The organism is Kineosporia succinea (genome assembly GCF_030811555.1).
GTDB lineage: Bacteria > Actinomycetota > Actinomycetes > Actinomycetales > Kineosporiaceae > Kineosporia > Kineosporia succinea.
The window spans coordinates 7,348,261-7,367,131 of record NZ_JAUSQZ010000001.1; the positions used below are offsets into that span (position 1 = coordinate 7,348,261).

Sequence of the window (18,871 nt, forward strand, 5' to 3'; positions counted from 1 at the left end):
CGTGGTCGTCAGACCTCAATATGATCTCCGGACGCGGGTGTACGACCCCTGGGGGATGTCGATCCGCTACGATGGGTGACGATTCGGGACGACTCCCCTGTATCGGCCGATCGGCCTAGTCGCGGACATACCGGATATACGTCTCCAGGCTGATGTGGTGAGCTCCCCGCCGCACCAGTGTTTTCCCTCATGGGAAAGAGCTCACGCAAGATCGCCGTCCTCTTCGGCGGTCCTGGTCCCGAGCACGAGGTCAGCCTCGGTAGCGCCGGGTCGGTCCTGGCCGAGCTCGACGTCCTCGGCTGGGACGTGCTCGCCGTCGGCATCGGCAAGGACGGCCGCTGGTTCACCGGCCCGGGGTCGCGCGACCTGCTCATCACACTCGCGGACCCGGAGAAGCTGCCGCTCGGGGTCGCGGCCTCCACCGAGCCCGCCGGGCCGCGCACCACCACGTACCCGGAACCCCCGCCCCGCAGCGCGTTCGAGGGCTACGACCTGGTGCTGCCCCTGTGCCACGGCCGCTGGGGCGAGGACGGGACCCTGCAGGGACTGCTCGCCACCTACGGCCTGAAGGTCATCGGCTGCGGTGTCACCTCCTCGGCCGTCTGCTTCGACAAGCAGGTCACCAAGGCCGTGCTGACGGCCGCCGGCATCCCGGTCACGCCGGGCGTCGCGGTGCGCCGCCGCGCCTGGACGCAGGACCCGGAGGAGACCGGCCGCGTGCTGGCCAAGCAGATCGGTGCCGGCCCCTGGTTCGTCAAGCCCAACCGCAGCGGCTCGAGCATCGGCGTCACCGCGGTCGAGCGCGCCGCCGATCTGCCCGCCGCCATCGACGAGGCCCTGCACTGGGACGACGTGGCCCTGGTGGAGGAGTTCGTGCCGCATCGCGAACTACTGCTCGGCGTCGTCGGCACCGGCGAGGCGCTGACGGTCTCGCCTCCGCTGGAGGCCATCCAGGCCGGCGAGTTCCTCGACTACACGGAGAAGTACCGCGGCGGGCAGTTGCGGTTCGACCCGCCCGCCGGGGTCGGCCCCGAGGTGATCGAGCGCGCGCGTCAGCTGGCCACCGAGGCGTTCGAGGCGCTCGGCTGCGAGGTGTTCGCCCGCGTCGACCTGTTCCTCGACACCCGCGACGGCAGCCTGCTGGTCAACGAGGTCAACACCATCCCGGGGATGACCGCCCAGAGCGCCTTCGCCCAGCTCATGGCCCAGACCGGGCTTCCCTTCGGCGCCCTGCTCGAAACCCTTCACCAGCTCACGGAAGAAGCCCAGTGATCCCCCTCAGCCTCGAGCACATCGCCGTCGCCACCGGCGGGCGGCTCCTCGACGCCGACCCCGAGCACGTCGCCGACAGCCTCGTCGTCGACTCCCGCCAGATCCGGCCCGGCGCGATCTTCGCCGCGCTGCCCGGTGAGCGGGTCGACGGTGCCCGGTTCGTGACCCAGGTCGTCCGCGAGGGTGCCGCCGTGGTGCTGGTTCCGCGCGAGCACCCCGACAGCGCCTCGTGGGCCGAGCAGAAGGTCCCGCGTATCGAGGTCGCCGACGTGCAGACCGCGCTGGGGCACGTCGCCCGCGCGGTGCGGCTGCGCTCGCGCGCCCAGGTCGTGGGGGTCACCGGTTCCTCGGGCAAGACCAGCACCAAGGACATGCTGGCGGCGGTGCTGTCCCCGCACCGGCGCACCGTGGCCAACGAGAAGTCGTTCAACAACGAGGTCGGGCTGCCGCTGACGCTCTCGCGGATCTCGTCCGACACCCAGATCGCGGTGCTCGAGATGGGCACCGCCGGCGCCGGCCAGATCGCCGAGCTGTGCGACATCGCGCTGCCCGACGTCGGGGTCGTGACCATCGTCGGGATGTCGCACTTCGAGCAGTTCGGCAACTCCCAGGACGCGATCGCGGTGGAGAAGTCCGCGCTGGTGCGCGCCCTGCCGCCGGAGGGTCTCGCGGTGCTGAACGCCGACGACGAGCGGGTTCTCGCGATGCGCCTGCAGGTGGCGTGCCGGGTGCTGACCTACGGCGTGCACAACGAGGACGCGGACGTGCGGGCGACGGGCGTGCGCCTCGACGCCGACGGCCGCCCCTCGTTCACCCTGCATCTGCCCGAGGGCACCGCCCCCGTCGACCTCCCGGCCACCGGTGAGCACATGGTGGTGAACGCGCTGGCCGCGGCCGCCGTCGCCACCGGGCTCGGTCTCACGGTCACCGAGATCGCGCAGGGCCTGGCCAGTTTCACCCTGTCGCCGGGCCGGATGCAGACCAGCGAGCGGGCCGACGGCGTGCGCGTGATCGACGACAGCTACAACGCCAACCCGGTGTCGGTGGAGGCCGGCCTGCGGGCCCTGGTCGCCTCCCGTCGCGAGGGTGGACGTGCGGTCGTGGTGCTGGGCGAGATGGCGGACCTGGCCGATCTGGCCGACGAGGCGCACCGGGCGATCGGCCGGCTGGCCGCCTCCCTGGGCGTGGACCTGTTCGTCGCGGTCGGTGCCCGGCCCGAGCTCGCCGCGGCCGCCGCCCGGGAGGCCGGCCTGGAGCACACCCTGGTGCTGGACAAGCCGCAGGAGGTCGCCGCCGCGCTGGCCCCGCTGCTCGAGCCCGCCGACGTGGTGCTGCTCAAGGGCAGTCGCTCGGCCGGTCTCGAGGTCGCGGCCCAGGCACTGGCGGGGACCACGCCGGAATCGGCCCCGGAGGAGTCCGGGAAGGTCGGCGCCGCGTGAGCACCGAAACGCCCGGCCCGGTCCGGACTCCCGTCACCCACCTGCCGGGCGGCCGCTGGAAGAGCCTCGCGGTCAAGGACGAGACCCGGCAGAAGTCGGGTGCTTTCAAGTACCGGGGCACCAGCCACCGGGTGGCCGGGCTGCCCCGCGGCACCCGGCTCGTGGCGGCCTCGACCGGCAACCACGCCTCCGGCCTGGCGGCGGCCTCGGCCGAGGCCGGGCACCGGCTGACCGTGTACGTGCCCGGCACCACCCCCCGCGTCAAGCTCGACCGGATCACCGGCGCGGGCGCCGAACCGGTGCTGATCGAGGGCGGTTACGACGACTGCGAGCTCGCCGCGCGGCAGGCCGCGCAGGAGACCGGCGCGCTGTTCGTGCACAGCTTCGACGACGACCTGGTCATCGACGGGCACCGCAGCCTGTTCCGGGAGTGCGAGGAGCAGTTCGGCCTGCCGGACGTGGTTTTCGTGCCGGTCGGCGGCGGCGGGCTGGTGACGGCGGCGCTGCGCGAGTGGGGCGGCCGGGTGCGGGTGGTCGGCGTCGAGTACGACGGCGCACCGGCCCTGGAGCGCTCGCTGAGCGACAAGGAACGCGTCACCCTCGACAGCGCGACCGGTATGCCCGAGGGCCTGCTGGTGCGCCGGATCGGCCGGATCGCGTTCGACACCGCCACCGAGCACGCCCTCGAGGTGCTCACCGTCTCGGACGCCGACCTGCAGGTGTCGATGCGCAAGCTCTGGAGCGACGCGGGGATCCGGGCCGAGGGCGCCGGGGCCGCGGCCCTGGCCGCCGCGCTGCACCGGGGCATCCCGGAACACCGCGCCCTGTGCGTGGTCTCCGGCGGCAACATCGACGAGGCCACCTGGCGGCACTGGGTGGAAGGTCCCACCCTCGACCGCGCCGACGCCTCGTAGTGCGGGCCCGGTCAGCGTACCTGCCCGTGCTCCCAGGCCCAGGCCGCGATCTGGACCCGGTTGCTGAGGCCGAGCTTGGCCTGCACGTTGGCCAGGTGCGACTTGACCGTGCCGAGGGCGAGGAACAGTTCGTCACCGATCTCGGTGTTGGTGAGCCCCCGCGCGGCGAGGCGCACGATCTGCATCTCGCGGTCGCTGAGCACGGTCTCGTGCGGTGTGTTCGGGCCGGGCGGGGCGGTCGCCGGCCCGCTCTGGCGCCGCTGCAGCAGTCTCAGCGTGAGCGAGGGGCTGATCAGCGCGTCCCCGGCCGCGGCGGCACGCACCGCCTCGATCAGCAGGGCCGGCCCAGCGTCCTTGAGCAGGAATCCGAGGGCGCCGTTGTCGAGGGCGGTGTCGACGAACGCGTCGTCGCCGAACGTCGTGACCACCACGACGCGCATCGGGTCGGGCGCGTCCGGGCCGGCCAGCAGGCGGGTGACCTCCAGGCCGTCGAGCCCGGGCATCTGGATGTCGACCATCACCACGTCGGGCCGCAGCCGGCGCGCGGCCTCGAGGGCCTCGACCCCGTCGGCGCACTCGGCGACCACCTCGATGTCCGGATGCGCGCCGAGGATCATCGCGAAACCGGTGCGCACCATCTCCTGGTCGTCGGCGACCAGCACCCGGATCGTCACGGGCTCAGCTCTTTCGCCCGGGCGGGCCGCGCCGGGCGCGCCGGACGGGAGTGCCGCGACGGGCGCCTCGACCAGCCCGACCGGGTCGGCCGACCCGACGCCCCGAGTCTCGGTGTCTCCAGCGGGTCCGGCGTCAGGGGCAGCGAGACCTCCACCTGCCAGCCGCCGCCGCTGCGCCCGGCGCGCACCTTACCACCCAGGGCCTTGGCCCGTTCCCGCAGGCCGATCAGCCCGAACCCGCCACCGGTCGCGGTGTTCCGCGGCGTGCTGCGGGGGCCGTCACCGGTCTCGGCCCGGCCGTCGTCGGTGACCACCACGCGCAGGCCCCGCCGGTCGCGGTCGACGCGCACCACGGCCCGGGTGACGTCACGGGCATGACGGCTGACGTTCGTGAGTGCCTCCTGGATGACCCGCAGCACGGCCTGCCGGTGCACCGGCGGCACGTCGCCGACCTCGACGGTGAGCTGGGTCTTCACACCGGTGGTGTGCTCGAAACGCTGGGTCAGGGCCTCCAGGTCGGCGGGCCAGTCCGGCCCGCGGCGCGCGGCGGCGACCTCGCCGTCGTCGATGCGCAGCACCGAGACGATCCGGCGCATCGACTCCAGAGCCTCCACCGACGCGCGTTCGATCTGGTCGAACGCCGCGCGGGCGGCCGGGTCGGGGCCGGTGGTCAGAGCCGCGGCCTGCGCCATCACCAGGATGCCGGTGACGTGGTGGGCGAGGTCGTCGTGCAGGTCACGGGCGATGTCCTGGCGTTCGGCGGCGAGCACCGCGGCCAGTTTCCGCTCACCGGTCTCCTCGCTCTCGCGCAGGCTCCAGCCGATGATCACCGAGACCGCGGCGGCGAAGGCCACGAGCGACATGTAGAACGCGCTGTGCGGGCCGGGTTCCCGCCACGGCACCGCGACCACGGCCAGCACCAGCGCGACCAGGACGGCGCTCTCGGGACGGCCGGTGGAACGGCGGCGCGAGACCAGCACGACCAGCACGAGCAGGCTGGCGGCCTCCATCACCGAGAACTGCCCCTCGAGGCCGCCCCAGGCCGAGACCAGCGACAGCGCCCAGGAGGCCAGCGACACCGTGGCCGAACCCCACAGCAGAGCGCGGCGAGCGTCGTGCCGGGGCCAGACCACCAGCCAGATCGCCGCCACCACCGCGAGCGACGCCGCCACCGCGAGACAGGTGCCGACCCCGGCCCCACCGACGACCGCGAGCCCGAAGACCACACCGCTCAGACAGCAGACGCAGACCTGGATGCCGATGCGCTGCAGGAAAGAGCTGCTCATCATGCCCGCCCGGTGCGGTCCGTTCTGACGACCAACCCGCCCGGGCACCAGGACGACCGCGTGGACCTGCGCACATTTCCCTGAGTGACGCCCGTGCTGCTCACTGTGTCTCCTCCTCGGATCCGGAAATCTGTTTGACCGCCGAAGAGCCGATCAATGAGCAGGAACACCCGGTGAGAGCGAACCTGCCCATGGCCCGGAAGAATACCCAGTGCGACGACGGCCCGAACGCCACTGAGAGCCGGGCGTCCTGCGCCACGGCCGTCCCCGGCCCGACGAGGCACGCCGGGCCCCGCTCACGCCCCGCCGGACGGCCGGGAGCACCCGACACCGGCCGACCCCGGGCATTCTCGAACACGAGCACCGAAACACGGCCCACGAGTGACCGTCTCACGAAAGAACCAGGCTTCGGGAGTCAGGCCGCACACCGCCACCCCTCACCACCCGTGATCCGTCCACTACCCGGCGCTCGGTGTTCGAAGAGGCATTTCCTTTGCGCTGCCTCGCCGCGATCACCGGCCGGAATTCAATGAGCCTGCACCGAGAACCCGGCCGTGATCACGGATCTGCGCGTTCCGCCGCCCAAGTGCGCAGTTCAGCCCGGTACCCTGACCTCGTCCGGACGCCGCTGATCCGGAACCCCCAGCCCTGCCACGCTCGCCGCCCGCAGGCTGGCCGCCGGGTCGCGGCCGTGCATCCAGGTCACCACGTCGACCGCCCGCAACGGTGAAACCCGCTGCTCCAGGCCGTTCTCGGCGACCAGGTCACCGGCCCGGCGCCACAGGTCGTCCCGGCGCAGCGCATCGCGCATCGCCCACCAGTACCCGCCGCTCTCCCGCAGCCCGAACTCGCGGGCGACCACCGCGTCCCACATCGGCACCAGGGACGGACGTTTGCGCGCCATCAGCTTGCTGGCCACCGTGCGCCCGATGCCGGGATAGGCGCGCAGGGCGCGCCACAGGCGCACGAGCGCGGAACGGTCAGCGGTGAGCAGGTCGTCGTCCGCGTCGACCAGCGGGAGGGCGACCGGAATCGCGGCCAGGAGGGCGGCGAGGGAACCGGCGTCGGGCTCGAGAATGGCGATCGTGGCGGGCGCGGGCACCGTGACGGACAGCAGCGTGACGGCCGCGAGATCGGTCGGGGTGAAGCGGAACGGATCGGGGTCGGATCCGCCGAGCGTCTCGAACGCGGCCCCGGCGTAGTGCGGGACGCCCGTGCCGCCGGTCTCGAAGTAGGCCCGCAGCAGCGACGAGGCGACCGGCTCGTGGCCGGGATGCAGGGGCCAGGGAATCGACAGCGCCGCCATGCCTGGGATCTCGGCCGGCCGCCCGGCGGGCTGAAGGGGGCGCTTCAGAAGTCGCGGCGGATGACCTCGGCCGCCTCGGCCAGACGGGTACCGATCACGTCGACCTCGGCGACACCACCGGTCAGGTAGACCACGGCGATGGCCGCGGGCGGCTGACCGGGAACGTCGAGCGGCACGGCCACCGACGACAGGCCCCGCGTCACCTCGTCGTGGCTGGTCTCGTAGGGCAGCTCCCCCGGCTCCCGGGCGACCAGACGCCGGGTCGCCCGGCCGGGAGCCCCGCGGTCGAGCGCGTGACGGGTGCCGGGGCGCTGGGCGACCGTGGCCACCGCCGCCCGGGGCTCGACGCTGACCAGGGTGACCACCTCCTGCGCGTCGAGAAGGGTGACGAACGCGGTCATCCCGAACTCGTTGGCGATGGCGGTCAGCTCGGGCAGCACCGCGGTCTGCAGGTCGCGGGAGACGTTGCGCGCCAGCGTGGCCAGACCGGCGCCGAGGGTCAGGTCGCCCGCCGCGTCACGGGCCACCAGGCCGTGCCCCTCGAGCGTGCGCACGATGCGGTAGGTGATCGAGCGGTGCAGCCCGAGCCGGCTCGCCAGCTCACCGATGGACAGGGGCTCGTCGGCCGCGGCCAGCACCTCGAGGGCGCTGATCCCCCGCGAAAGGGTCTGTAAAGGGGCCTCCGGCCTGCCGTCCGTCACCAAAACTCCTCCGAACCCTTGCGCGTGACCTCTCGGAAACATACCGTTCCCGCATCAGGTCAATAATCGGTCTACGCATTCGATTATAGAACAAGCCAAAGGCGGCGAGTCGATGCAGTTCCACGACCACGGGTACGTCTCCGGTGACCCCCGGGTCGAGCCCGCTCATCGAGATCCCCGGCCGGAGCGGCTTCCCGACGAGGTCGACGTGCTGATCGTCGGCGCCGGGCCGGCCGGGCTGGCCGCGTTCGCCCAGCTCGCGCAGTTCCCGGACGTCACCACCCGCCTGATCGAACGCCGCCCCGGGCGACTTGAGATCGGTCAGGCCGACGGGCTCCAGGCGCGCAGCATCGAATCGTTCCAGGCCTTCGGTTTCGCGAACCGGCTGATCGAGGAGGCCTACCGGATCTACTCGATGGCGTTCTGGCGGCCCGACCCGGCCGAGCCGACCCGGATCACCCGCACCAAGCTGGTGCCCGACGACCCGTCCGGCATCAGCGAGTTCCCGCACCTCATCCTCAATCAGGCCCGGGTGCTGGACTACTTCGCCGAGTTCGCCGCCAACTCCCCCGCCCGGGCCGTGCCCGACTACGGGGTCGAGTTCGCCGGGCTCGAGGTGCTCGACGGCGCCGTGCTCGTCACGGTTCTCGACCAGGGCGTCGAGCGGACGGTCCGGGCGAGGTACGTGCTGGGCTGCGACGGCGCCCGCAGCCAGGTGCGCGAGTCGATCGGCCGCAAGCTCGTCGGCCAGGCCGCCCTGCACGCCTGGGGTGTCATGGATGTGCTGGCGGACACCGACTTTCCCGACTACCGCACCAAGTGCGCGATCCAGTCGCACGACGGCGGCAACATCCTGCTCATCCCCCGCGAGGGCGGCTACCTGACGCGGTTCTACGTGGACCTGGGCGAGGTGGCCGAGGACGACGACGGCCGGGTGCGGCACACGCCGCTCGCCGAGATCGTGGCGCGCGCCAACCGGATTCTCGGCCCGTACACGCTGGACGTGAAAAACGTCCCCTGGTGGAGCGTCTACGAGGTCGGGCACCGGCTGACCGACGCGTTCCACGACGACGACCGGGACCCGAGGGTCTTCATCACCGGCGACGCCTGCCACACGCACAGCGCGAAAGCCGGTCAGGGCATGAACGTCTCGATCCAGGACGGCTGGAACATCGCCTGGAAGCTCGGCCACGTGCTCGACGGCCGGGCCCGCCCGGAGCTGCTGCGCACCTACAGCGCCGAGCGGCAGGTGGTGGCGCAGAACCTCATCACGTTCGACAAGGAGTGGTCGACACTGATGGCCACACCCGCCGAGCAGATGCCCGACCCGGACTACCTCGAGGACTTCTACGTCAAGACCTTCGAGTTCCCTGCCGGTTTCATGACGCGGTACGAGCCGTCGCCGCTGATCGCCGAGGACACGCACCAGGAGCTGGCCACCGGGTACCCGATCGGCAAGCGCTTCAGGTCCGAGCTCGTGCACCGGGTCAGCGACACCACCCCCGTGCATCTGGGGCATCACGCCCGGGCCGACGGGCGCTGGCGGGTCTACGTGTTCGCGGACGCGTCGGCACCGGACAGCGGTCCGGTCACCGATCTCGCGGGCCGGCTGGAAGACCTGAATCCGGCCTGGTTCGATCTCAAAGTGATCTACCAGCAACGTTTCGGCGAGGTCGACCTGCGCCGGGTGCCCGGCGTGTTCCTGCCCAGGGGCGGGCCGTTCGGGCTCACCGACTGGGAGCGGGTGTATGCGACCGGCGAGGAGCACGACATCTTCGACGACCGCGGGATCAGCCGCGACGGCGCGATCGTGGTGGTCCGGCCCGACCAGTACGTGGCCCATGTGCTGCCGCTGAACGACTTCGACGCCCTCAGCGCGTTCTTCGCCGGAATCTTCGTCTGAGTCGCCCGAACCGCCCGAACCATGTGAACCTTCTGGGACAAGGAGCTTTCGTGCTAGAACCCCAGCACATCGAGGCGATCGCCGACGAGCTGCTGCAGGCCGACCAGAACCGTTCGACGGTGCCGCTGCTCACCGCCCGGAATCCCGGCATGACCATCGACGACGCCTACGCCGTGCAGGCCCTCTGGGCCAGACGCCGCACCGAACAGGGTCATCGGGTGGTCGGCCACAAGATCGGCCTGACCTCCAGGGCCATGCAGGCGGCCACCGGCATCACCGAGCCGGACTACGGCGTGATCTTCGACGACCAGGTGTACGAGAACGGCGCGACGGTGCCGTTCGACCACTACTCGAACGTGCGCATCGAGGTCGAGCTGGCCTTCGTCCTCGGCCGGCCGCTCAAGGGCCCGGGCGTCACCCTGTTCGACGTGCTCGACGCCACGACGTACGTGGTGCCGGCCCTGGAGATCCTCAACTCGCACATCGAGATGAAGAACCGCACGATCGTCGACACGATCAGCGACAACGCCGCGCTCGGCGCGATGGTGCTCGGCGGGCGGCCGGTCGCCGTCGACGCCGTGGACCTGCGCTGGGTCGGCGCTCTGCTCTACCGCAACCAGACGATCGAGGAGACCGGTGTCGCGGCCGGGGTCCTCAACCACCCGGCGGCGGGAGTGGCCTGGCTGGCGGGCAAACTCGCGCAGCACGGGGGTTCGCTCGCGGCCGGGGAGATCGTGCTGGCCGGATCGTTCACCCGCCCGATGTGGGTCGAGCGCGGCGACACCGTGCACGCCGACTACGGACCCCTGGGGGCGATCACGTGCCGTTTCGAGTAGAGCCTCCCTTCGTCCGGCGGCTCGAGGAGGCCGGACGGCCCCTCATCGGGATGTGGGTCTGCAGCGGCAGCCCGCTCGTCGCCGAGATCTGCGCGGGCAGCGGCCTGGACTGGCTGCTCCTCGACGCCGAGCACAGCCCCAACGGCCTGGAATCCCTTCTGGCGCAGTTGCAGGCGATCGGGACCACCCCCACACTGGTGCGTCCTCCGTCCGGCGACCCCGTCGTCCTCAAGCAGTACCTCGACCTCGGCGCCCAGAACCTGCTGATCCCGATGGTCGACACCGCGGAACAGGCCGCCGAGCTGGTGCGGGCCGTGAGCTACCCGCCCGCCGGGATCCGCGGCGTCGGCAGCGCGCTGGCCCGGGGGTCGCGCTGGAACCGGATCGAGGGGTACCTGACCCGGGCACGCGACACCATCTCGCTGTTCGTCCAGATCGAAAGTGCCCAGGCCGTGGCCAATGTCGAGGAGATCACCGCGACCGAGGGGGTGGACGGCGTCTTCGTCGGCCCCTCCGACCTCGCGGCGTCGTTCGGGCTGCTCGGCCGGCCGAACCACCCGCAGGTGATCGAGGCCGTCGAGACCTGTGTCGCGGTGGCGAACCGGCTCGGCGTCAAGGTCGGGCTCAACGCCTTCGACCCGGTGCTCGCCCGGCGATACCTGGCCTGCGGTGCCGATTTCGTGCTCGTCGGCGCGGACGTCCAGCTCCTGGCCCGCGGCAGCGAGAACCTGGCCGCCACCTACATCGAGGAGGTCCCGTGACCGCGCTGCCACGCCCGGGCAAGATCATCGCGCTGCACCTCAACTACCCGTCGCGGGTGGCGCAGCGAGGGCGCAGGCCGGCGTTCCCGTCGTTCTTCCTCAAACCCCCGTCGTCGGTGAGCGCTTCCGGCGACACGATCGAACGTCCACACGGCACCGAGCTTCTCGCCTACGAGGGGGAGATCGCCCTGATCATCGGGCGCACCGTGCGCCGGGTGAGCCCGGAAGAGGGCTGGGCGGCCGTCGAGGCAGTCACGGCCGCGAACGACTGGGGCGTCTACGACCTGCGGGCCGTCGACAAGGGCTCGAACCTGCGCAACAAGGGCGGGGACGGGTTCACGCCGCTCGGGCCCACCGTGATTCCCGCGAGAGACCTCGACCCGGACGGGCTGCGGGTGCGCACCTGGGTCAACGGCGAGCTCACCCAGGACGACACCACCGCCGATCTGCTGTTCCCCTTCGGGGTTCTCGTCGCCGACCTGTCCCAGCTGATCACCCTGGAGCCGGGGGACGTGGTGCTCACCGGGACGCCGGCCGGCTCGTCGGTCGCGGTGCCGGGTGACGTGGTCGAGGTGGAGGTCGACGTCCCGGGCGGGCTCACCACCGGCCGACTGGTCACCCGGGTGGTCGAGGGCACCGTTCCGTTCGCCGACTTCGGGGCCGGACCGACCGTGAACGACCTGCAGCGGGCCGAGGCCTGGGGGTCGGCCGAAGCCGCCGGGCTGGAGCCGGTTCTCACCGACGAGCTGCGTGGTCTGCTCAACGGGGTGGCCGTGGCGACGCTCAGTTCCGAACTGCGCAAGCGCGGTTACCCGCACTCCAGCATCGACGGCGTGCACCCGCTGAAACCCGGCACCCGGATGATCGGCACCGCGCGCACCCTGCGCTTCGTCGCGCACCGGCCCGACCTGTTCACGAGCCACGGCGGCGGGTACAACGCCCAGAAGCGGGCTTTCGACTCGCTGAAACCCGGTGAGGTGCTGGTGATCGAGGCCCGCGGTGACGCCACGGCGGGCACGGTCGGCGACGTGCTCGCACTGCGGGCCCAGACCCTCGGTGCCGCCGGCGTCATCACCGACGGCGCCGTGCGCGACAGCGCGGCGGTCGTCGACATCGGCCTGCCGGTCTTCGCCCAGGGGGCGCACCCGTCCGTGCTCGGGCGCCGGCACGTGCCCTGGGAGGTCGACGCCACCGTCACCTGCGGCGGCGCGACCGTGCAGCCCGGCGACATCCTGGCCGGCGACGACGACGGGGTGGTGGTGATCCCGCCGCACCTGCTCGACGAGGTGGCCCGGGCCGCCTCCGAGCAGGAGGCCCAGGACGCCTGGGTCGCCGCCCGCGTCGCCGAGGGCCACCCGGTCGACGGGCTGTTCCCGCCCGACGCCGAATGGCTGGCCCGGTACCGCTCGTCCACCCGCCCCGACCTCTGACGCGTCCCCCGTTCTTCGTAAGGAGCGACATGCCCCAGCCGACACCCGCGGGCCTGCCCGGGAAGATCCAGCACTTCATCGACGGCCGGTTCGTCGACAGCGTCGACGGCGAGACCTTCGACGTGATCAACCCGACCACCGACGAGGTCTACATCCAGGCCGCCTCGGGAAAGCAGGCCGACATCGACCTGGCCGTGGCCGCCGCGCGGCGCGCCTTCGACGGGCCGTGGTCGAAGATGCTGCCCCGTGCCCGTTCTCGCGTGCTGCACACGATCGCCGACCTGATCGAGGGCCAGGACCAGCGCCTGGCCGAGCTCGAGACCTGGGACACCGGGCTGCCGATCACGCAGGCCCTGGGCCAGGCCCGGCGCGCGGCCGAGAACTTCCGGTTCTTCGCCGACCTGATCGTGGCCCAGCGCGACGACACCTACAAGGTGCCCGGCCGGCAGGTGAACTACGTCAACCGCAAGCCCAAGGGTGTGGCCGGGCTGATCACGCCGTGGAACACGCCGTTCATGCTGGAGTCCTGGAAGCTCGCCCCGGCCCTGGCCACCGGCAACACGGTGGTGCTGAAACCGGCCGAGTTCACGCCGCTCTCGGCCTCGCTGTGGGCCGGGATCTTCCGCGAGGCCGGTGTTCCCGACGGCGTGTTCAACCTGGTCAACGGCTTCGGCGAGACCGCCGGCGACGCTCTGGTGAAGCACCCGGACGTACCGCTGATCTCGTTCACCGGTGAGAGCCGCACCGGGCAGCTGATCTTCGCCAACGCCGCGCCCTTCCTCAAGGGCCTGTCGATGGAGCTGGGCGGCAAGTCCCCGGCCGTCGTCTTCGCCGACGCCGACCTGGAATCAGCGCTCGACGCCACGGTTTTCGGGGTCTTCTCGCTGAACGGCGAGCGGTGCACCGCGGGCAGCCGGGTGCTGGTGGAGCGATCGGTCTACGACGAGTTCGTGGCTGCGTACGCCCGGCGCGCCGCCGCCATCACGGTCGGCGACCCGTCCGACCCGGCCACCGAGGTCGGCGCGCTGGTGCACCCGGAGCACCGCGCGAAGGTCGTCAGGTACGTCGAGATCGGCAAGGGCGAGGCCCGTCTCGTGGCCGGGGGCGAGCCGATGGAGGGCAACTTCGTGGCGCCGACGGTGTTCGCGGATGTCAGGCCGCAGGCCCGGATCTTCCAGGAGGAGATCTTCGGCCCGGTCGTCGCGATCACCCCGTTCGACAGCGACGCCGAGGCGCTGGAACTGGCCAACGGGGTGAAGTACGGCCTGGCCGCGTACATCTGGACCAACGACCTGAAGCGCGCCCACGCGTTCGCGCAGAACGTCGAGGCCGGCATGGTCTGGCTGAACTCGAACAACGTGCGTGACCTGCGCACCCCGTTCGGCGGCGTGAAGGCGTCCGGGCTGGGGCACGAGGGCGGCTACCGCTCGATCGACTTCTACACCGACCAGCAGGCGGTGCACATCTCCCTGAGTGACTCCCACTCGCCCCGTTTCGGCACCTCCTCCACCCCGCAGAAGTGAGAACGAGCCATGGCTGAGCGCATCCCCACCCCCACCTCCCCCGCACCGGACATCGTGCGCTGTGCCTACCTCGAGCTGGTCGTGACCGACCTGGCGAGGTCGCGGGAGTTCTACGTCGACCTGCTCGGCCTGGTGGTCACCTGCGAGAGCGACACCGAGATCTACCTGCGCACGTTCGACGAGTTCATCCACCACAACCTGGTGCTGAGGCAGGGGCCGGTGGCGGCCGTGGCCGCGTTCGCCTACCGGGTGCGCTCCCCCGAGGAACTCGACCGGGCGGTGGACTTCTACACCGAGCTGGGCTGCCGGGTGGAACGGCGCGGTGAGGGGTTCGTCCGTGGAGTGCGGGACGCGGTGCGGGTGCAGGACCCGATCGGGTTCCCGATCGAGTACTTCTACGAGGTCGAGCACGTGGAGCGCCTGGCCTGGGCCTACCACCTCCACAACCCGGGCGCCCTCGTGCGTCTCGACCACTTCAACCAGGTGACCCCCGACGTCCCCCGGGCCGCTGCCCACATGGTCGACCTCGGGTTCCGGGTCACGGAAGACATCGAGGACGGTGAGGGCACGGTGTACGCGGCGTGGATGCGGCGCAAGCCCACCGTGCACGACACCGCGATGACCGGTGGCGACGGGCCGCGTATGCACCACGTGGCGTTCGCGACCCACGAGAAGCACAACATCATCGCGATCTGCGACAAGATGGGGGCGCTGCGGATCTCCGACCGGATCGAGCGGGGACCGGGCCGGCACGGGGTGTCGAACGCGTTCTACCTCTACATCCTCGACCCGGACGGGCACCGCGTGGAGATCTACACCCAGGACTACTGGACGGGCGACCCGGACAACCCGCTCGTGACCTGGGACGTGCACGACAACCAGCGCCGCGACTGGTGGGGCAACCCGGTCGTGCCCAGCTGGTACACCGAGGCGTCCCCCGTTTTGGACCTCGACGGCACCGTGGTGCCGCTGACGACCCGCACCGACGACAGCGAGATGTCCGTGACGATCGGGGCCGACGGCTTCTCGTACACGCGTGAGGGCGATGTCGAAAAGGGTTTCAAGCTGGGGAACCAGCTCTAGTCCGGTTACGACGAAAGGGAGGACGACGATGTCCGTCACTGAGGAATCGCTGCTCGAGCGGGTCACCGACCCGAAGGGCCGGGAGATCTTCGAGCCGGCGACCGGATCGTTGCTGGGCCGCGCGCCCGAGCACACGGTGGACGACCTGGAGCGGGCGGTGGCCGCGGCGGTGGCCGCCCAGCCGGCCTGGGAGGCACGGGGTCACGAGGAGCGCAGTGCCCGGCTGGTGCGCATCGCCGACCGGATCGACGCGGCCGCCGAGCCGCTGGCCCGGCTGCTGGCGCGCGAGCAGGGCAAGCCGCTGAACGGGCCGAACGCCCGGTTCGAGGTGGGGGCCTGCTCGGCCTGGCTGCGGGCGACCGCGGCGACCGTGCTGGAGGACCAGGTGGTGGTCGAGGACGGCCGGCAGGTCTCGACGCTGACCTACAGGCCGGTCGGGGTGGTCGCGGCCGTGGGGCCGTGGAACTGGCCGCTGATGATCGCGATCTGGCAGATCGCCCCGTCGCTGCGCATGGGCAACACCGTGGTGGTGAAGCCGTCCGAGTTCACCCCGCTCAGTGTGCTGGCGCTGGTCTCGCTGGCGAACGAGGAGCTGGAGGACGGTGTGCTCACCGCCCTTTCCGGCGACCGGGAGGTGGGTGCCCGGCTGGTGGCCCACCCGGCGGTGCGCAAGATCATGTTCACCGGGTCGACCGCGACCGGGCGCAAGATCGTGGAGGCGTCCGGCGCGAACCTGGCCCGGCTCACGCTCGAGCTGGGGGGCAACGACGCCGGGATCGTGCTGCCCGACGCCGACCCGGAAGCCATTGCCCAGGACCTGTTCTGGGGTGCGTTCATCAACACCGGGCAGACCTGTGCGGCGCTGAAGCGGTTGTACGTGCACGAGTCCCTTCACGACCGGGTCGTGGACGCGCTGGCCGGGGTCGCGGCGAAAATGCCGCTGGGGGTCTCGCTCTCGGAGGAGAACGTGCTCGGCCCGGTGCAGAACAGGATGCAGTTCGACATCGTGTCCGGGTTGGTGGAGGACGCCCGGACACGCGGCGCGACGATCGTCACCGGGGGTGCCCCGGCCACCGAGCTGGGGCCGCTGTTCTACCCGATCACCCTCGTCACCGGCCTGAAGGACGGGGACCCGCTGGTCGACGAGGAGCAGTTCGGCCCGGCGCTGCCGATCATCAGCTACTCGGACGTGGACGACGCGGTCGCCAGCGCGAACCGGCTCGACGTGGGTCTGGGGGCGTCGGTGTGGAGCAGTGACCCGGCCGCGGCCCAGGCGGTGGCCGACCGGATCGAGGCGGGCACGGTCTGGATCAACGGTCACGGCGGGGTCCACCCGTTCGCCCCGTTCGGCGGGGTGAAGAGCTCCGGCTACGGGCTGGAGTTCGGCGTCGAGGGCCTGAAGTCGGTCGCGGTGCCGAAGGTGGTGACGCGCCCGGTCGGGTGAGTCCCCCGGCTCGGCCCGCCGGTTCTCAGGGCTGCCGGGGCAGGTCCGCGTTGTCGGCCGAGCGCGGCTGTTCCGGCAGGAACCCGACGCCGCCGGCGGGCGGGCCGAGGCGGTGCAGCAGGGCCTCGCCCTCGATGTCGAGGTTGGGCAGGGCGCGGTCGAGGGGGCCGGGCAGCCACCACATCGTCGTGCCGACGATGGCCATGACGGCCGGGACGATGAGCATGCGCACGAGGAACGCGTCGGCGATCACGCCGACGGCGAGCGCGAAGCCGATGGTCTTGATCATCACGGCGTCGCCGAGCGCGAAGCCGGCGAAGACGCCGAACATGATGACGGCGGCGGCGGTGACGACCCGGGCGCTGTGGGCGAATCCGTCGATGACGGCCTGGCGGGCCGGCGTGCCGTGCACGTGGGCCTCGCGCATGCGGGTGACCAGGAAGACCTCGTAGTCCATGGCCAGGCCGAACAGCACGCCGGTGAGCAGCAGCGGGAGGATGAACGCGACCGGGGTGGTGACGTCGAGGCCGATCAGGTGGTTGAGCCAGCCCCACTGGAACACCGCGACGGTGGAGCCGAGGGCCACGCCGACGGAGAGCAGGAAGCCGAGCGCGGCCTTGAGCGGCACCAGGATCGAGCGGAACACCAGGATCAGCAGCACGAAGGCCAGACCCACGACGACGACCAGGTAGAGCGGGAAGACGTCGGTGAGTTTCTGTGAGATGTCGACGCCGACGGCGGTCTGGCCGGTGACGAGGGCCCGGGCGCCGGTGTCGGCCGGCAGGGAGGCGAGGTCGTCGCGGATGGTGTCGACGAGGTTCTTGGTGGCGGCGTCCGAGGGTCCGCTCTCCGGGATCACGGTGACGGTCGCGAAGTGCACGGCCTCGAGCTGGGCCGCGAAGGCCGCCCGGGCCTTGGTCGTCGTGCTGGTGACGGGCGGGACCACGGCGGCCACGTCGTCCTCGATGCCGGAGAGCCGGCTGACCACCGTGGCGACGGCCGCGGCGCCGTCGGAGGCGTCGAGCGTGTCGACGACGACGATCAGCGGGCCGTTGGCCCCCGGGCCGAAGTTGTCGGAGATCAGGTCGTAGGCGACGCGGTTGTCGCTGCCGGACGGGGCGGTCGCGTCGTCGGGGATGGCGAGTTCCATCTGGAGCACCGGGATCGAGATCACCGCGGCCACGGCGACGCCCGCGACCAGGGCCGGGATCCGGAACCGGCTCACCGCCTCGACCCAGCGCAGACCGTTGGTGCGCACCGAGGCGTCCTCCACGTCCCTCTGCTTGAGGCCCCTGATGCTGCCGCTGAGCACCCGGCGGCCGGCCAGGCCGAGCAGCGCGGGCAGCAGGGTGAGGGCGATGAGAACGGCCACGGCGACCATGCCGGCGCCGCCCAGGCCCATCTGGGTGAGGAAGCCGATGCCGGTGACGCTGAGGCCGGCCAGCGCGATGATCACCGTGAGACCGGCGAAAATGACCGCGGAACCGGCGGTTCCGACGGCGGCTCCGGCCGCGTCCTCCAGTGGACGCCCCTGCCGGACCTCGTGCTGGTAGCGGGACATGATGAACAGGGCGTAGTCGATGCCGACGGCCAGGCCCAGCATCGAGCCGAGAGCCGGTGTGGTGGAACTCAGTTCGACGAATCCGGTGAGGGTGGTGATGCCGGCGGCACCGATCCCGACGCCGACGATCGCGGTGAGGAGGGGCATCCCGGCGGCGACCAGGGAGCCGAAGGTGACGGCCAGCACCACGAGAGCGACGGCGACACCGATGATCTCGGCGGTGGGCGGTTCGGTCTCGGCGGCCAGGGCGTCACCACCGATCGCGGCGGTGAGACCGGCCTGCCGCAGGGTGGTTCGCGCGTTCTCGAGGGCCGATCTGTCGGCTTCGGTGAGGTCGACCGCGGACTTGCTGTACGTGATGGTGACGTACCCGACGCGTCCGTTCCCGGAGACCGTGGCCGCGCCGGTGCTCTGCACGTGGTCGGTCTTCGCCGCTGCGAGCGCCCGCGTGATGACCGCCTGGCTGCCGTCGATCGTCGTGCCCGGCGGCGCCTGGATCACCAGCCGGGCGGTGGCGCCGTCGGGTGAGGCACCGGGGCTGCGCTCCTCGATGAGGGAGAAGGCGTCGGTGCTCTCCATGCCGTCGAGGGTGAAGTTGTCGTTGGTCTGCCCGGACAGGGTGGCGGCGCCCGCGCCCATGGCGACGAGGATGAGCAGCCACAGGCCGGCGACCGTCTTGCGGTGCACGAACGACCAGCGGCCGAGGCGGAAGAGGTGCCATGCCATAGCTGTACCTTT

Annotated in this window: 15 protein-coding genes; 10 read left to right on the forward strand and 5 right to left on the reverse strand. The window is 71.6% G+C overall.

Annotated elements, in window-relative coordinates:
* Positions 1-189 precede the first annotated feature (189 nt).
* Genes J2S57_RS32445 through J2S57_RS32455 form a run of 3 tightly spaced genes read left to right on the forward strand, consistent with a single transcriptional unit; the run spans position 190 to position 3,625 of the window.
* Entirely contained in the window at positions 190-1,272 is a 1,083-nt protein-coding gene (locus tag J2S57_RS32445) for a D-alanine--D-alanine ligase family protein (RefSeq protein WP_307249870.1), read from the forward strand.
* Positions 1,269-2,711: a UDP-N-acetylmuramoyl-tripeptide--D-alanyl-D-alanine ligase gene (locus tag J2S57_RS32450; protein ID WP_307249871.1), complete on the forward strand. Its 1,443-nt coding sequence runs from the start codon at positions 1,269-1,271 to the stop codon at positions 2,709-2,711. Before J2S57_RS32445 ends, J2S57_RS32450 begins: the two co-directional genes overlap by 4 nt.
* The gene (locus tag J2S57_RS32455; RefSeq protein WP_307249873.1) at positions 2,708-3,625 is read left to right on the forward strand and encodes a threonine ammonia-lyase; all 918 of its coding nucleotides are present in this window, start codon (positions 2,708-2,710) and stop codon (positions 3,623-3,625) included. The genes J2S57_RS32450 and J2S57_RS32455 overlap by 4 nt, the downstream gene beginning before the upstream one ends.
* Before the next feature lie 11 nt (positions 3,626-3,636).
* Here the strand turns inward: J2S57_RS32455 and J2S57_RS32460 are convergent, their stop codons facing one another.
* The 4 genes from J2S57_RS32460 to J2S57_RS32475 form a co-directional block, all read right to left on the reverse strand.
* On the reverse strand, positions 3,637-4,263 hold the full coding sequence (locus J2S57_RS32460) for a response regulator (RefSeq protein ID WP_370882732.1): 627 nt from the start codon (positions 4,261-4,263) through the stop codon (positions 3,637-3,639).
* A gap of 32 nt (positions 4,264-4,295) precedes the next feature.
* Positions 4,296-5,585: a sensor histidine kinase gene (locus J2S57_RS32465; protein ID WP_307249876.1), complete on the reverse strand. Its 1,290-nt coding sequence runs from the start codon at positions 5,583-5,585 to the stop codon at positions 4,296-4,298.
* A 595-nt stretch (positions 5,586-6,180) separates the two neighbouring features.
* The gene (locus J2S57_RS32470) at positions 6,181-6,891 is read right to left on the reverse strand and encodes a DUF6308 family protein (protein ID WP_307249877.1); all 711 of its coding nucleotides are present in this window, start codon (positions 6,889-6,891) and stop codon (positions 6,181-6,183) included.
* Between the two features lie 44 nt (positions 6,892-6,935).
* Entirely contained in the window at positions 6,936-7,595 is a 660-nt protein-coding gene (locus J2S57_RS32475) for an IclR family transcriptional regulator (RefSeq protein WP_370882523.1), read from the reverse strand.
* 109 nt (positions 7,596-7,704) lie between these two features.
* Here J2S57_RS32475 and J2S57_RS32480 point away from each other — a divergent pair, with 109 nt between their 5' ends.
* Genes J2S57_RS32480 through J2S57_RS32510 form a run of 7 tightly spaced genes read left to right on the forward strand, consistent with a single transcriptional unit; the run spans position 7,705 to position 16,572 of the window.
* Positions 7,705-9,495: an FAD-dependent monooxygenase gene (locus J2S57_RS32480; RefSeq protein WP_307249880.1), complete on the forward strand. Its 1,791-nt coding sequence runs from the start codon at positions 7,705-7,707 to the stop codon at positions 9,493-9,495.
* A 50-nt stretch (positions 9,496-9,545) separates the two neighbouring features.
* Positions 9,546-10,331, forward strand: coding sequence for a 2-oxo-hept-4-ene-1,7-dioate hydratase (gene hpaH, locus J2S57_RS32485; RefSeq protein WP_307249882.1), 786 nt, complete (start codon positions 9,546-9,548; stop codon positions 10,329-10,331).
* Positions 10,316-11,092 (forward strand): HpcH/HpaI aldolase family protein, encoded by a 777-nt coding sequence (locus tag J2S57_RS32490; protein ID WP_370882524.1) that lies wholly within the window; start codon positions 10,316-10,318, stop codon positions 11,090-11,092. Before hpaH ends, J2S57_RS32490 begins: the two co-directional genes overlap by 16 nt.
* Positions 11,089-12,522: a fumarylacetoacetate hydrolase family protein gene (locus J2S57_RS32495; RefSeq protein ID WP_307249886.1), complete on the forward strand. Its 1,434-nt coding sequence runs from the start codon at positions 11,089-11,091 to the stop codon at positions 12,520-12,522. Before J2S57_RS32490 ends, J2S57_RS32495 begins: the two co-directional genes overlap by 4 nt.
* A gap of 29 nt (positions 12,523-12,551) precedes the next feature.
* Positions 12,552-14,045 carry a 5-carboxymethyl-2-hydroxymuconate semialdehyde dehydrogenase gene (gene hpaE / locus J2S57_RS32500; RefSeq protein WP_307249888.1) on the forward strand — a complete coding sequence of 498 codons (1,494 nt, stop codon included), beginning with the start codon at positions 12,552-12,554 and terminating at the stop codon, positions 14,043-14,045.
* Between the two features lie 9 nt (positions 14,046-14,054).
* Entirely contained in the window at positions 14,055-15,128 is a 1,074-nt protein-coding gene (hpaD, locus tag J2S57_RS32505) for a 3,4-dihydroxyphenylacetate 2,3-dioxygenase (protein WP_307249890.1), read from the forward strand.
* Between the two features lie 28 nt (positions 15,129-15,156).
* Positions 15,157-16,572, forward strand: a complete 1,416-nt coding sequence (locus tag J2S57_RS32510) for an aldehyde dehydrogenase family protein (protein WP_307249892.1) — start codon at positions 15,157-15,159, stop codon at positions 16,570-16,572.
* Between the two features lie 25 nt (positions 16,573-16,597).
* Here J2S57_RS32510 and J2S57_RS32515 read toward each other — a convergent pair whose 3' ends face one another.
* A complete protein-coding gene (locus J2S57_RS32515; RefSeq protein WP_307249894.1) occupies positions 16,598-18,859 on the reverse strand; it encodes an MMPL family transporter in 2,262 nt (753 codons plus the stop codon).
* Positions 18,860-18,871 lie beyond the last annotated feature (12 nt).

Excerpts from the sequence above, each read along its gene's own strand:
- hpaD (WP_307249890.1), top strand. The coding sequence starts at position 14,055 with ATGGCTGAGCGCATCCCCACCCCCACCTCCCCCGCACCGGACATCGTG.
- J2S57_RS32465 (WP_307249876.1), bottom strand. The coding sequence starts at position 5,585 with ATGAGCAGCTCTTTCCTGCAGCGCATCGGCATCCAGGTCTGCGTCTGC.
- J2S57_RS32445 (WP_307249870.1), top strand. The coding sequence starts at position 190 with ATGGGAAAGAGCTCACGCAAGATCGCCGTCCTCTTCGGCGGTCCTGGT.
- J2S57_RS32515 (WP_307249894.1), bottom strand. The coding sequence starts at position 18,859 with ATGGCATGGCACCTCTTCCGCCTCGGCCGCTGGTCGTTCGTGCACCGC.
- J2S57_RS32460 (WP_370882732.1), bottom strand. The coding sequence starts at position 4,263 with ATGGTGCGCACCGGTTTCGCGATGATCCTCGGCGCGCATCCGGACATC.
- J2S57_RS32510 (WP_307249892.1), top strand. The coding sequence starts at position 15,157 with ATGTCCGTCACTGAGGAATCGCTGCTCGAGCGGGTCACCGACCCGAAG.
- hpaE (WP_307249888.1), top strand. The coding sequence starts at position 12,552 with ATGCCCCAGCCGACACCCGCGGGCCTGCCCGGGAAGATCCAGCACTTC.
- J2S57_RS32480 (WP_307249880.1), top strand. The coding sequence starts at position 7,705 with ATGCAGTTCCACGACCACGGGTACGTCTCCGGTGACCCCCGGGTCGAG.
- J2S57_RS32470 (WP_307249877.1), bottom strand. The coding sequence starts at position 6,891 with ATGGCGGCGCTGTCGATTCCCTGGCCCCTGCATCCCGGCCACGAGCCG.